This is a genomic window from Rikenella microfusus DSM 15922, from assembly GCF_000427365.1.
GTDB classification, from domain to species: domain Bacteria; phylum Bacteroidota; class Bacteroidia; order Bacteroidales; family Rikenellaceae; genus Rikenella; species Rikenella microfusus.
This window is the reverse complement of sequence record NZ_KE386488.1, coordinates 2589538-2603376: the sequence shown is the minus strand read 5'-3', so window position 1 is coordinate 2603376 and position 13839 is coordinate 2589538. Positions and strand designations below refer to the sequence as shown.

Genomic DNA, 13839 nt, shown 5'->3' with positions numbered 1-13839 from the left:
ACTCCAACAGAATTATAACCCTGTTAAACCTAACTGCGATGACACGAAATTCCGATCATCTCCATGACTTGTATTTGATGTTGAGTCCGGGCCACGAATCGCTGCGGATCGCTCTGTGCGACGAAGGCAGCGAGGGCTTCCGGAAGTTTATCGGCAAGAGCGTCGATATGGCCCTGAAAACGCCGATGGTACCGGATAACTGATTGCTGCATTACCGGCTGCCTGAATCCGCCGCAGAAAATGTGCCCGGCCTGGCGGAACGACCCGGACGCGAATATTTCGCCCGGGTGTGTCCCGACCTGATTCGGAGCGGTATTGTTCCGGAGCATATCGTCCGCCTGCGCGATGCGGTATATTGCCGGGAGACGGGTATCGAACTGCTGACGCCGGAAGCCGGTCATACGGCCTTGTCCCGGAGGAGCGATTACGGGGATAAGCAAATGGGGTACGGAGCCTGCATACCGGAATTGAAAGGCGTTTTACCTGATTTCAGGGCCTGTAATGCCGTGGAACTTTCCGAGGGCGTATTGTTATTCAGCCCGTCGGCTAAAGGAGACAAACTGTTGCAATGCCTGATGCGGGAGAACGCTTCCGTTTTTTTCGACCCCAACATGAATCAAACGGCCATGAAGTGCGGCCTGCTGCCTCTGTTCGATCATTCGTTGCGCCGGTTCGTCGATGCCTGAAGACCGGAATCGCTGGCGGACGGTTCGGCAAGGGCGGAATGGTTTGCGGATCATTCCGCGCTGCGCAACGGTATCGCCACGAGAAATTTCGACCTTCGACCGACACCGGAAGCCTGGTGGGAACTGGCAGAGACGGGTGTTTTCGGGCACCGGCTGCCGAATAACATGGTACGTAACCACGATATTGCCTGTCTGCTTCACATTCAGGAAACGGGCAGCCGTCCCCACAGGGAAACCAGCAGGTACGCTTCGTTCTCCTTTCGGGAGCGGTTCGACCGGGCGGAACAAGACAAAACCGACCTGAAAAAACTGGCCGGACAACTGCTTGCGGAACACTTTCCCGGTATTCGGTACAATCAGCCCGACCGGCTCCGACGAGTCCCTTCGGTCAAACTCCGGTCGTCTGCATATGGAGTCCGACAGTAATTTTGACAAATATATAATGTAAATAGTTGAATTATGGAATATTTGGTGATAGAACAACGGGTTTGGCTGAATCTGGTAGATTCGGTCAGACAACTGACCGAACAGGTAAACCTGCTTTCAAATCGTATTCATCCTCCGGCTCAGAAACAGTGATTGGACGGACAGGAAGTTTGTCTGCTGTTAAATATTTCCAAACGCACTCTTCAAAGTTATCGGGATAACGGAACGATCGGTTATAGCTACATCGGCCGTAAATGTTTCTATCGGGCAGACGAAATCGAAAATATGCTGGGAAAAAATCAGGGAAAGGATAACGTCCATGTATAAATAAAAAGATGAAAATGATCGGATAGACAGTCATTCGGCCGTATACAAAGAGCTTGTATCCAAAATAACCCGATCGGGCCGGCAGATACGGGAGCTGGCAGCGAATTATAAACCCGTTCTGAAAGATGAACGATATTATACCGGATCGGAGATTATGTCCATCCTCCATATCAGCCGTCGTACCCTTCAGGAATATCGGAATAAATGATTATTGCCTTACACGACTATCGGCGGGACCGTCTTGTATCCGGAATCGAAAATTCGGGAAATATTGGAGAAAAATTATTATAAACCCCCGGAGTAAACACCGGATAATCAGGAATGAAAATTTGGGAATACGAGAAAACATATAGACCGCGCCTTGCCGGTGCGCATCCGACTTGTTGCCCTGACGCGCGAGAGTCATAAAGCGTTGTGATGGAATATTGTTCAGAGGAATGCAATAGAAGTGCGTTTGGTCGATAACGCCCGTTACCTCGAGAAAGGCCGTGCGGAAACCTACCGGATTGCCCTTGCCGTTCTCCGTATAGAAGATGCCACGCAGGATATCTTTGAATTGGAAACTGATCGCCGTCTCGTCCTCGTCGGATTTGAGCGTTACGAGATAGATGCCATCGTCGCTCTCGGCCACGTCGTCCACCGTGCCGCCGTCGGTCACCCAAAATTCGTTGCCGGTGGCCGTGATGCGGTTGTATTTGAGTTCCGGTACTTCGAGGTATTCGTCCATGCGTAGGTTCCGGACGTGCGTATCGCCCTCGACGCGCAGATCGCCCGTCATCGTACCGCCCGCTTTGTCGAGTTTCTTTTCCAGCTCACCCGGAAGTCCCCGTGACTTCTTCGATGGCGTGGGTGTGCTTGGGTGTACTGATGGCCGCCTTCATCTCCCGACCCGACGCCGGAGTGTCTTATCGGGGTTCGTGCTGTCCACCGGGAACTGGAAATCGTTGAACCGTTCGACAATACCTTTGGCGTCCTGTAAATCCTTGATCCGTACTCCTGCCATGAAATTTCATTTCTTATGGCTGTGAAAGTAGCGGAGAATTTTATACCTTTATGGAGACAATGTTCCCCATTTGAATTATGGAAAATGCTATTAAGCAAACAAGAATATGGAGTTTTTGGGCATGGATTCTTATTGTAATAGGAATTTTAGTCATCGTAATATTTATGTCAAGACCGCCATTTAATGATGGATCTGGGAATTGTGATGCTTCGTTATTTGGACAATATGGAGATTTCATAGGAGGTTTTGTTGGCTCAATCTTTTCTTTGGCAGGATTTGTTATGCTTTATCTTACTCTTAAATCCCAACAACTTGCTATTAAAAAACAAGACTACGAAGCTCGCATGGAAAGTTTTGAGACTACAGTATTTAATCTATTAAATTCCCAACAACATATCACCAACGATATACAAGCTAATTTCGTCAAACTTATAGGGACCAGTGATATAAAAGTAATTACGATACAAGGTCGTGAATTTTTTCGTTTTGCGGTGACTGAAAGGAATAGGATAAATAAATGTTTGAAGTCTAAAATATACGATGGATATTATAGTGATAAAGACGATGAATATATTGAAAATTTAATCGCGGAGATATATGATCGGTCAAGTCCTAGTTTTGACCCTTGTAACAATCCAGAAGAAAAAGAAAATGAGATAATTCAAAAGCGTAGGAGACAATTGCTTAATAAAATATATGGTATAACTCAAGAACACTGGGATAAAGCACATAAATTACAAGAAGCTGAACGTGTAAAATATATTTATGATATTTTTTTCAAGCGCTATCATTATGCAATGGGACATTACTTTAGAAATTTATATCACATACTCAAATTTATAGATCAATTCGAGTCCGCTCAAAAACGTCAAGCATCCGGCTATAATGAGAAATCAGAAATAAATTATAAATGTTTTCAATATGCTCAGTTTGTCCAAGCGCAGATGTCTGCATATGAATTAGCATTATTACATGATAATGCTTTATGTTTTGAAAATATGGATCGTTTAGTCAAAAAATATAATATTCTTGAAAATTGTGCTAAAGAATATCTTATCGACCATATTAACTATGTGTCATAATAACAAAAGCCCTATCCTCCAAGAATATTCGTCTTAAAATTCTCCTTCCCGATAGCATAGACGAGGTCTCGGCCTTTGGCTGTAAGTTCTCCCGAAAGGGTTATATTTACGTTGGTCGTACCACCTCCGACCATCATGTCCTTAAGTTTGGATAGCGGCGCTATGACCTCCGGATCGACTCCGGCATTGGGGTTGTCACCGACCATCGCATAGGTCGGGCCGAAGGTAAGACCGCCTTTGGCCAGTTTCGGCGCGTTCTCTTTCGCCTGCTTGTTGATCAGCGCCGTCATCACGGCTGCGGCCGCCACCATTGCGGCTCCGATGGCAATTGCCGCCCACGGGTTGGCCAGCACCGATTTGAGCGCCGACTTGAAGGCTATGATCATCACACCAAACTGGATCATTTGCGAACCGATTTGCTTGAGGAAATTGGCGAACTGCAATAGAATGGCTTTCATCAGCCTCCGAATCCGAGGTCGCCGGCCATGATCTGCCCAATGGCTTCAGCCGCTGCAACGATGCTATTGGCGAGAAACGTCGATAGCGATTGGTCGAAACCCTGTATCGTTTCCCTGACCGCTCCGCCCACCTGCTCCAATGCCGCACCGAACTCCCAGCCTTTGGAGACGAGCGCTTCGGTATAAGTCGCCACCACTTGCTCTACATCCCGAATATCACCCTCCAACTTACCGCCGACCTCGTCCGCCCAGCCGAATACCTCGCCCCGGACTAACTCGCGGATGGCCTTCATCTGCTCCATCGCCCGCGTCACGATAGGTTTCAGATCGGGCAGTTTGATTTCGAATTGCGGCATGGCCAGCTTCACGCCGTCCGGCAGAATAGGCGCGAGCGGCTCGCGCGGCAAAAGGTCTTTCGGAAGCACCTTGTTCAGCCCGTCGATCTCCTTCTTCAACTCCTCGATACGGGCGTTGCAGTCGGCAATCTCCTGCACATCGAATGCCGCCTGCTTCCGCTCCTCCAACTTCTTGATCTCGGCTTGCAAAGCTGTTATCTTACCCGTCGCCTGCGTCGCCGATGCTCCCAGCCCGTTCAGACGGTCGACCTCACGGCGCAGTTCTGCAATCTGTCGGTTGAAACCGGCGATCTCCGTCGGGTCGAACTTTGGCCATTTCATCTTTACTTTTTTGTATTTTCATTTTAAGTTATCGAATAGAATATTTTGTATAATTTGCCGATACCGGCAAGTTATACTATCTTTACTTTCAAATTCGGAGATTGAACTTGCCGATAAACAAAGCGTATGGAGTATATTTCAGTAAGCGCATTTGCCGATAGATATGGTATTTCGGAGCGCACGGCACGGAACTACTGTGCCGAAGGGAAAATTGAGGGAGCTTTCCTTACGGGAAAGACATGGAACATTCCTGCGGATGCCGCACTACCCATGCGCAAGCGTCGTCGTTCAAAAGAATCGCCTTTACTCGCTGCATTGCGTGAACAAAAGGAAATAAAGCTCAAAGGCGGCATCTATCATCGCACGCAGATCGACCTGACCTACAACTCCAATCACATCGAAGGCAGTCGTCTGACACACGACCAGACACGCTATATCTTCGAGACCAACACTGTCGGCATCGAAGGCGAAAGCGTCCGTGTAGACGACATTATCGAAACGATGAACCACTTCCGCTGTATCGAACTCGTTATCGACCGCGCCGAAGAGCGGCTGACCGAATTGCTTATCAAAGAGTTGCACGCCATCCTCAAATCGGGAACATCGGCCAGCCGCAAGGAGTGGTTCGCCGTCGGGGAGTACAAACGTCTGCCCAATGAGGTAGGCGGTAACGAAACCACCGCACCGGAAAACGTGCGGCGTGAAATGAAAGCCTTGCTTGCGGAATACAACGCCAAACCGAAAAAGTCGTTCGCCGATCTGCTCGACCTGCATCAGCGTTTCGAGGCTATACATCCGTTTCAGGACGGTAACGGGCGTGTCGGCAGGCTCCTTCTCTTCAAAGAGTGCCTCGCCAACGGCATCGTGCCGTTCATCATCACCGACGACCTGAAAATATTTTATTACCGAGGCCTGCAACGTTGGCCCGAAGTGAAAGAGTATCTGACAGACACCTGTCTTACCGCACAAGACAACTATAAGGCGATACTCGACTATTTCAAGATCAAGTATTGATTCTATTCGATATTTCCAAGAACTCGCTCGAAAAATCTTAATTAAGACATTTTCATTACGAAAACTCAGTAATACAATTTTTTCAATTTTGCACTTTCATGCACGTGGCGAATAACCAGCGCACCGTGTGGTTTTCGTTCAAATTCTTTGTTGATAATTTTTTCACGTTTATCCATTCTTGTTTTCATTTCTTATCGTTATCTTTGCAAGTAAGAAACGCAGAAAAATAGTACGATACAGTGAAATTTGATTGGGCAAGATTGTAGGCCAAGTCTAAACTTGAAAACGTACTAATCTGTTAAATAGTAGGTTTTACAAAGGAGTTCGACACCCACGGGGACCACGATAAATCACTTTTCGAATCCCAGCGGGATCACGCGGATTCAGTAAAACCTCTCTCACGGGAGGTTTTTTTATTGCGCAAATCGGCGCAATATAGATTGAAAATCACTATTTTACAGATTAGAAGACTCTGGTTTCTGCCGGCGGGTTCGGGGCCTGACATCGCATAACGATGTGAATGAGACACCTTCGCCCGTAACAAAATCGTAGGCCAAAACGACCTGCCGGGAAAATGGCCTGCAGTTTGGAGAAAAACGCACTGAATATCAATAAACTGCATCATTCCTTTCCGAGTTTCTCACCCTACATTTGTGTCCCATTAAAAAGAGGAGAGAACCCCATGGGGTTGTGTTCGGCTTTCATGCGCATGGCTAATAGTGGGGAGAAAATGGTTGCCGAACGTATGCAATCGGGGCGGGAATTATGCGGGTAGTAATTCTGAATTGTTAATTTTGCAATATTTCCGGCGAGCGCATTTTCATATCGATGTGAAAATGGACAATGGGGAGAAAGCACGGGAACCCGACCGGATTTGGATACCCGGCGAGCGTTAAATCGACTGAAAAGCATATTTCGATAACAATATGGAACTACAGAACGTCATTCAGGTACATCGTTACCATTCGCCTTGCGGGGAACTGCGGCTCGGTTCGTTCGGAGGGAAGCTGTGTTTGTGCGACTGGCAAGTCGAGAAACATCGCGACCATGTGGACCGGCGGTTGGAGCAGGTATTGCAGGCCGGGTTCGTAGAAGGTATGTCGGAGGTTATCGCGAAAGCCGTCCGGCAGTTGGACGAATATTTCGCCCGGAAGCGACAGACATTTGACGTGCCGCTGCTTTTTGTCGGTACGGAGTTCCAGAAAAGCGTGTGGAACGAATTATTGAACATACCGTTCGGTACCACCGTCTCCTACGGAGAAATGGCCGAACGGATCGGGATGCCGAAAGCGGTGCGGGCGGTAGCGAATGCGAACGGTGCTAATTCCCTGTCGATTTTTGCCCCTTGTCATCGTGTGATCGGCAGCGACCGTTCGCTGACCGGGTACGGAGGGGGGCTGCCGGCAAAAAAATTCTTATTGGAACTGGAAACGAATACCCTGTCGTTCTTTTGAACGGACAGGTAAACCGGGGGGCCGGGACGAGCCGCCGGCAAACCATTGCCCTCCGTATTCAGCATAGCCAGAGCCGGGTGAGCGCCGGCTCTTTTCGGTTTGAGGCGAGTGTTGTCAGATGATAATTTCGCCGTCGATATTTCCCTGGGAATTCCATCCCCCGATTTGTGAAGCGTCGATTCTGATCCCGTCTTTGGCGACCGTCAGTTCGACCGTCAGCGTTTTTCCCCCTTCCAGACGGGTCAGCGGTATTCCCTCCGTCGTTGCGGCCGGCAGCAGGAACGTTTTGTCGATACCCTTGAAGCGGACGTTGAGCACCACTCCGTCCTTGGGTTGTGGCACCAGCAGGAAAGCGACCTCCTTTCCGGATACCTCGTCCGTTTCGGCCTCCGCCGTCTGCGTTCCTTCCAGTACCTCTCCTTTTTCCAGATCCACCGTGCAGGAGGACAAAGCCCTCAGGGAAGTGACCACTCCGGCCAGCTCTTCGTCCGAATAGGAACCGTCCGACACGTACCGTACCGCCAGTTTGTGCAGCGCATGTGAGAAGGCGAGTTTCACCGGTTTTACGGACCCTTTGTCCGTCCGTACCGCTTTTGCCAGCAAGAGATCCTTGTCCGCGGTCGAAGGCGCGGTAAATGTGAATGCGCCCTCCCGTACCGTTTCGGGCCAGGGATAGCATCCGGAGAAGTTCACCGTCCCGGCTGCATCGGGCAGCCCGAGATCCTCCCAGAACAGTTCGGTAGAACCTACGGTATAGTCTTTCAGTACGGATTCGAACCCGTCGGCGGCGATATTCAGCGCGAACCGGTCTCCGGGCGCGAAATTTCCCGCCCCGTTCTGGTCCAGTTGCGGCGCTTTCGCGAGTGCGTCGATAGATGTGGCGATATTGATTTCGGTCGGTCCTTTTCCGTTTTGGGTCGTTCCTTCGCATGCCGTCAGCAGCGGCGCCAGGCCGGCTGCTGCGAGCAAAGCTGCAATGCGCGTTTTCCTGTTCATATATATCCTTTCGTTTGTCGTAATTGTCCGTTCTTATTCTTCGTCAGGCTGTACGTCGGGGAAAGCGGCCTGCCAGTCGTCGCGTTTCAAATCCACGGTCGTGAGGGCGCTGATGGCCAAGTAATCCGAATTGCTCATACGTATGGGCCACATATCCCCTTCCCGATAATCAACGGTGGTCCGGATTAGGCGGTGGTGCTGGTAAATTGCCCCTCCCGTTACTTCAAAATTGTAATAATCGTTATTGTCCACGTAATAAATGGCCGATACATATCCGTTTTCGTCGAACTCCACCCCCCAAATCACCATGGCATGAGTTCCTGCCTGACTGAGCAGCGCCTGGGTGAACCCCAAAGCCTGTTTATTGTTCAGGGCTTCTTTGATGATGTTATTGAATTTCTCTTTGTCCAGCGCCTTATAGGTGGTAGCGACCGTCTTTTTCCCGAAAACGCGACTGAAATATCCTCCGAAATATTCATAAATATCCGCGTTATTCGGATTGAGGCCCTGAGAAATGCCGTTGATGAACCAATTCACGCCTGCGGCGTCCCAGTTGCCGTTGTTTTTGAAATTCTCACGGAAAAAATCGAATATCTCGCTCTCCTTCGTATCGGTGAATTCCATCGACGGCCGCGGGTATCTCGGGTACGGAGCCGTTCCGTAGACTTCATCGTACTTCTCGATATATTTTCGGTTATGGTACATCCACCAGTGCAGCAGGTTCGAAGCCGCGGCCGCCCAGCACATACTGCCATCTGCAATAAATTCGGGATGGTCGCCGTATAGGTTTCGTTTGTCGCAGTCGTACCAGCCCCACGCCGGATTCCAATTCAGAAACTGCACTTTGAATCCCGGCAGGCGGAACCATGCGTCCGATGGGAATTTTTCGGGAGCCCCCGGATAATATTCCGCGGCATCCGTAATATTGTCGGGGAACGTGGGGCCGCTGATCCCATACACCCAGCGTTTGCTGTTCGCCCAATCGCCGGGTACCGGATCGGGATCCGCCGCGCCGTTCGACCGGAGGGTCAGGTGCAAAACGGTTTGTTTCCCCTGTTCGAGCGACGAATTGCCGCTGACCGACGCCGGGGATTTATAGACGGATTCCTTGGCGGAAGCCGTAATCTTCACCCACTCTTCGCCTTGTTTCAGCTTTTGCGGATAGAATACGGCGCAGTAACGACCGTCGCCGAGTTTCCGGGCTTCGATCCACTCTGTTTTCGAGTCTTCCGCGGGCGTTACTTGACCGGTAAACAAATAGGCTGTTCCCTGGGTCCGGCCACGAACGCTGACTGTCAGGTCTTCGGGCAGCCCGCCCGTTTCGCTCTCCAATTCCACCACCAGGCGGTGCATTCCGTGGCTGAACGGCAGTTCGATACGGCTGCCGATCAACGTTGCGGTATTGATCGTTCGGTTCGACCATAATAAGTCCGAAGCCTCGTAACCTTCCGCCTGCTGGTCGGTCGATACCGAATGTTTGTGCCTGCTGTCCGTAACTTCGTCCTGTATGTCGTCGCGTGCCGGATAATAGGCATTGAGGGTTACCAGCCCTTCGCCCAGATCGCTTTTTCTGAGCCGCGGCGTCCACGTGCCGTTCTGCCGTGTCAGGACGATATGCCGGTATGTCCCAATTTGCTGTTCGATATAAAGCCCGATTCGGTCTCCGTCGGTAAATGAGCCGCTGCCGTCTTCGCCGATGTCCGCCCGCGTTTGCGGAGCCTCCCGGCTAAAGACGAAGTCTACGAACCCGTCTTCTTCTGCGAGCCGATCGATTCGTTCCGAACATCCCGTCCAAAGCAAAACGAGGAAGATGCAATATATAAAACGGTAGTATGTCGTTCCAAGTCTCATAATCTACAGCTAAATACGCCGCGAAATTCTTTTTTCCCGTTCGATTTTACAAGTTCATAAAACGGACTCATTCGGTAATATCTTGTACACGGAATTTTCAATAAAATTCAAATCGTTGATTATGAGATATTTGAAAATTGAACAAAATTTTCAATTCCGATTGTTTTATTGGTTTGAATAAGCTATTATATAAGAGGCGGGATAGCAAGATGGATAAACTTACACCAAGCCGTTTTGAAACCCAATATCCATGAATGGAAACGGAGATATCCGGCGTAAAAGGACGATGGACTAAAACGACGCCGGTTCCTTTGCTGCCGTAGCGGCAAAGGAACCGGCGTCGTTCAGAGTATGAAATGCCGGAAGTTTCTATTCGTGGTTGGAATAGTATTTCATGAACTGGGTGCGTTCGTATAACATCGGGTTCGGAATGTTTTTGGCATTCATCCGTCCGATGAAATCGCGCGTGGTCTGGAAGTCATGCCTGCGCATCCAATCCCGGACGAAGTCGTTCATCTCTCCAATCACGTCCAGCCCTTTCTCATAGACGACGCTCGCGATCTCGACTGCCGAAGCTCCGGCCAGCATCGCTTTCACGGCGTCGGCTCCCGTATGCACGCCCGTGGATACGGCCACGTCGATCAACGGCAACGAACCGTTCACGAACGCCGTCCAGCGCAGGACATTGGCCAGTTCCGACGAGTGGCTGAAAATGTCGCCGGCCTTCACGCTCATCCTTTCGATATCGATGTCGGTCGGATAAAAACGGTTGAACAGCACGACCCCTTTCACGTTCCGGTAATAGATCTCGCGCACGACAGCCAGCGGATTCGTGAATCCGGCGCCGAGTTTCACCGACAGCGGGATCGTGATCGCCTCTTTCACCTGCGCGATGATTTCGAGGTAGTTGCGTTCGATCTCGTCCGACGAAGTCTCTTTGTCCGTGGGCAGCAGGAAGATGTTCAGTTCCAAGGCGTCGGCTCCGGCAGCTTCGATCACCCGGGCGTAATTGACCCATTCGCCAGCCCGGCGGCAGTTGATGCTGGCGATGATCGGGATGTCGCACTGCTGTTTGGCGTCTTCGATCAGTTTCAGGTACAGTCCCAGGCTATTTTCCTGCACATAAGCACGGACGTAGTCCGCTGCCTCCGGATAATCGCTGTAGCTGTCCACATGGGCCACTTCGCTCATGATCTGTTCCTCAAAGATGGACTTGAGCACCACGGCCCCTGCGCCCGCCGCTTCGGCGTCCTTGATGCGTTGCAGGGTCGAGGTGAGGCCCGAACTGCTCAGAATGACCGGGCTTTTCAGCTCCAGGCCCAGATATTTCGTTTTGATTCTTTCCATGGATTGAAAAATTGTTAGTGTGGTTTGGTAATGTTACGTTGTCAGTATGCTCGTGCGCCGAAAATGCTGCTCCCGATGCGCACCATCGTCGCCCCCTCTTCGACGGCCAACGGATAGTCTCCCGACATGCCCATCGACAGGATATCCATTTCCGGCAGGTACTTTTCCCGAAACGCCTCGAACGCGTGCCGCAATGTACGGAATTCGTCTCGGACCTGCGACATGTCGTCGGTCAGCGATGCCATCCCCATCAGACCGCGGACACGGATATGCTCCAGGCGCATTAAGATCTTCTCCTGCAAAAAATGTTCCAGTTCGGCGGCATCCCAGCCGAATTTGGTCTCTTCCTGCGCGACATGCAGCTGGAGCAGTACGTCGAGCACTCTTCCCGCCTTGGCCGCCTCCTTGTCGATCGCCTCGGCCAGCTTCAGGGAATCGACCGAATGGATCAGCGATACGAACGGCGCGATGTATTTGATTTTGTTGGTCTGCAGGTGACCGATCATGTGCCATTCGATATCCTTGGGCAATTCGCGGTATTTGGCAGCCAGCTCCTGCGGGCGGCTCTCCCCGAAAACGCGTTGTCCGGCCCCGTAAGCCTCCATCAGCGCTTCCGCCGGATGGAATTTCGACACGGCGACCAGCGTGACGCCGGCGGGCAGCGTTTCCCGTATTCGGGCCAGATTGTCTGCGATCCTTCCCATTCTGTTCAGAAAAATTTTTATATTTGTCATTACATCTCCCCGGACGGGGGGAATGCGACGAATGAAACAAAACAAATTTACAGCATACAAATGAAGAAAACAAAACTTTTCGCGGCATTGCTTTCCGGGGTGTTCCTGGCCCAACAGAGCGCCGTTGCGTGCACCAACATTCTCGTGACGAAAGGGGCGTCCAAGACGGGTTCGACCATGATCAGCTATTCGGCGGACTCCCATACGCTGTACGGAGAACTGTATTACCGCCCGGCGGCCGATTATCCGGCCGGAACGATGATGAAAGTGTACGAGTGGGACACCGGAAAATTCCTGGGCGAGATACCGCAGGCGGAACATACCTACTCGGTGGTCGGAAACATGAACGAACACCAGTTGCTGATCGGCGAGAGCACGTGGGGCGGCCTGCCGCAGCTGGTCGATCCGCACGGGATCATGGACTACGGTTCGTTGATGTACATTACCCTGCAACGGGCCAAAACGGCCCGCGAAGCCCTGAAAGTGATGACCGATCTGGTGGCCGAATACGGTTACGCTTCCTCGGGCGAGTCGATTTCGATCGCCGACCCGAACGAAGTGTGGGTGGTCGAGATCATCGGCAAGGGAGTGAAGATGGTGGACGGCAAGAATGCCAACAAAGGCGCCGTATGGGTGGCCCGCCGCATCCCGGACGGGGCGATTTCGGCCCATGCCAACCAGGCGCGGATCACCACTTTCCCGCTGAACGACCCCGAGAACTGCATTTACTCGCCGGACGTGATCTCGTTCGCCCGTGAGCAGGGCCTTTACAAAGGCAGCGACAAGGATTTCGACTTTGCCGCGGTTTACAATCCGATGGATTACAGCTCGATGCGCGGCTGCGAAGCCCGCGTGTGGAGCGTATTCCGGCAGGTGACCGACGGGATGGACAAATACCTCGACCATGTGACCGGCAAAAATCCCGACAACCGGCTGCCGCTGTGGGTGACCCCGAACCGGAAACTGACCGTCAGGGACGTGGCCGAATTCATGCGCAACCATTTCGAGGGGACCGAGCTGGACATGACCTGCGATCCGGGCGCGGGGCCTTTCAAACTGCCCTACCGCTGGCGGCCGATGACTTTCAAGGTCGGCGACGAAGAGTTCACCAACGAACGGGCCATCGCCACGCAACAGACCGGCTGGTGGTACGTGGGCGAATGCCGCAGCTGGCTGCCCGACCCGATCGGGGGCGTGCTCTGGTTCGGAGTGGACGATACGGACAGCTCGCCGCTGACGCCGATTTACTGCTGTACCGACCGTATCCCGCAGGCTTATGCTGTCGGGAACGGCAATATGACGACCTATTCCGAGACTTCGATGTTCTGGGTGGTGAACCGGGTGACCAACTTCGCATACGGCCGCTATGACATCATCCATCCGGACGTGGAACGGGCCATGAACCGTTTCGAGGAGCGTTGTTTCGCCGAACAGCCGGCAGTGGACGCCGCCGCCGAAATGCTCTACAAACAGAACCCGCAACTGGCGGTCGATTTCCTAACCGACTACTCGGTGAATACCGCGCAGCGGCTGTTCCAGACCTGGGTGGACCTCGACCGCTACCTGCTGGTGAAGTACATCGACGGCAATGTCAAAAAAGAGGTGTCCGAAGGGGTCTTCATGGACAACGGGAACGGCCGCGGCATTCCCGCGTCGCCGGATTTCCCCGGATACAGCGAAGAGTGGAAGGAGATGGTGAAACAGGCGGCCGGGGAACGGCTCAAAGTCGTACAGCCTGGACAGAACCGGTAAGTCTTCGGCGGAACCCTAACGGCCGCGGATAA

17 protein-coding genes are annotated in these 13839 nt (G+C 51.8%); 8 read left to right on the top strand and 9 right to left on the bottom strand.

The features are described from left to right. The first annotated feature begins 38 nt into the window (after window positions 1-38). From RIKMI_RS14940 to RIKMI_RS14690, 4 genes are all read left to right on the top strand, one after another. Window positions 39-203, top strand: a complete 165-nt coding sequence (locus RIKMI_RS14940) for a hypothetical protein (protein WP_156877467.1) — start codon at window positions 39-41, stop codon at window positions 201-203. Continuing rightward, a complete protein-coding gene (locus RIKMI_RS15320; protein ID WP_051214534.1) occupies window positions 204-686 on the top strand; it encodes a DUF6047 family protein in 483 nt (160 codons plus the stop codon). It abuts the gene before it with no gap. Between the two features lie 12 nt (window positions 687-698). Next, window positions 699-1112 carry a DUF6047 family protein gene (locus RIKMI_RS15315; protein ID WP_419185321.1) on the top strand — a complete coding sequence of 138 codons (414 nt, stop codon included), beginning with the start codon at window positions 699-701 and terminating at the stop codon, window positions 1110-1112. Window positions 1113-1265: 153 nt separating this feature from the next. Continuing rightward, on the top strand, window positions 1266-1439 hold the full coding sequence (locus tag RIKMI_RS14690; RefSeq protein ID WP_084135294.1) for a helix-turn-helix domain-containing protein: 174 nt from the start codon (window positions 1266-1268) through the stop codon (window positions 1437-1439). Window positions 1440-1647: 208 nt separating this feature from the next. On the opposite strand, the gene RIKMI_RS14445 is transcribed toward RIKMI_RS14690, so the two are convergent. Continuing rightward, a complete protein-coding gene (locus RIKMI_RS14445; protein WP_027291809.1) occupies window positions 1648-2217 on the bottom strand; it encodes a hypothetical protein in 570 nt (189 codons plus the stop codon). A gap of 99 nt (window positions 2218-2316) precedes the next feature. Then, window positions 2317-2442 (bottom strand): hypothetical protein, encoded by a 126-nt coding sequence (locus RIKMI_RS15255; protein ID WP_256620802.1) that lies wholly within the window; start codon window positions 2440-2442, stop codon window positions 2317-2319. 77 nt (window positions 2443-2519) lie between these two features. Here RIKMI_RS15255 and RIKMI_RS0111895 point away from each other — a divergent pair, with 77 nt between their 5' ends. Next, window positions 2520-3524: a putative phage abortive infection protein gene (locus RIKMI_RS0111895; protein ID WP_084135293.1), complete on the top strand. Its 1005-nt coding sequence runs from the start codon at window positions 2520-2522 to the stop codon at window positions 3522-3524. Between the two features lie 11 nt (window positions 3525-3535). On the opposite strand, the gene RIKMI_RS0111890 is transcribed toward RIKMI_RS0111895, so the two are convergent. Next, entirely contained in the window at window positions 3536-3982 is a 447-nt protein-coding gene (locus tag RIKMI_RS0111890) for a hypothetical protein (RefSeq protein ID WP_027291807.1), read from the bottom strand. Beyond that, the gene (locus RIKMI_RS0111885) at window positions 3982-4659 is read right to left on the bottom strand and encodes a hypothetical protein (protein WP_027291806.1); all 678 of its coding nucleotides are present in this window, start codon (window positions 4657-4659) and stop codon (window positions 3982-3984) included. The genes RIKMI_RS0111890 and RIKMI_RS0111885 overlap by 1 nt, the downstream gene beginning before the upstream one ends. A 126-nt stretch (window positions 4660-4785) precedes the next feature. On the opposite strand from RIKMI_RS0111885, the gene RIKMI_RS0111880 reads away from it, so the two are divergent. Next, a complete protein-coding gene (locus RIKMI_RS0111880) occupies window positions 4786-5673 on the top strand; it encodes a Fic family protein (protein WP_027291805.1) in 888 nt (295 codons plus the stop codon). A gap of 65 nt (window positions 5674-5738) precedes the next feature. Here RIKMI_RS0111880 and RIKMI_RS15250 read toward each other — a convergent pair whose 3' ends face one another. Then, a complete protein-coding gene (locus RIKMI_RS15250; protein WP_256620803.1) occupies window positions 5739-5861 on the bottom strand; it encodes a hypothetical protein in 123 nt (40 codons plus the stop codon). 738 nt (window positions 5862-6599) lie between these two features. Here RIKMI_RS15250 and RIKMI_RS0111875 point away from each other — a divergent pair. Next, window positions 6600-7127 carry a methylated-DNA--[protein]-cysteine S-methyltransferase gene (locus RIKMI_RS0111875; protein ID WP_027291804.1) on the top strand — a complete coding sequence of 176 codons (528 nt, stop codon included), beginning with the start codon at window positions 6600-6602 and terminating at the stop codon, window positions 7125-7127. Between the two features lie 114 nt (window positions 7128-7241). Here the strand turns inward: RIKMI_RS0111875 and RIKMI_RS0111870 are convergent, their stop codons facing one another. From RIKMI_RS0111870 to RIKMI_RS0111855, 4 genes are all read right to left on the bottom strand, one after another. Then, complete coding sequence (locus tag RIKMI_RS0111870; RefSeq protein WP_037291174.1) at window positions 7242-8123, bottom strand: fimbrillin family protein; 882 nt, start codon at window positions 8121-8123, stop codon at window positions 7242-7244. A gap of 33 nt (window positions 8124-8156) precedes the next feature. Beyond that, window positions 8157-9974 (bottom strand): fimbrillin family protein, encoded by a 1818-nt coding sequence (locus RIKMI_RS14075; protein ID WP_051214533.1) that lies wholly within the window; start codon window positions 9972-9974, stop codon window positions 8157-8159. Window positions 9975-10343: 369 nt separating this feature from the next. After that, window positions 10344-11321: a dihydroorotate dehydrogenase-like protein gene (locus tag RIKMI_RS0111860; protein ID WP_027291803.1), complete on the bottom strand. Its 978-nt coding sequence runs from the start codon at window positions 11319-11321 to the stop codon at window positions 10344-10346. Window positions 11322-11362: 41 nt separating this feature from the next. Further along, window positions 11363-12025: a YggS family pyridoxal phosphate-dependent enzyme gene (locus RIKMI_RS0111855; protein WP_027291802.1), complete on the bottom strand. Its 663-nt coding sequence runs from the start codon at window positions 12023-12025 to the stop codon at window positions 11363-11365. Between the two features lie 90 nt (window positions 12026-12115). Here RIKMI_RS0111855 and RIKMI_RS0111850 point away from each other — a divergent pair, with 90 nt between their 5' ends. Beyond that, entirely contained in the window at window positions 12116-13807 is a 1692-nt protein-coding gene (locus tag RIKMI_RS0111850; RefSeq protein ID WP_027291801.1) for a dipeptidase, read from the top strand. The last annotated feature ends 32 nt before the right edge of the window (window positions 13808-13839 follow it).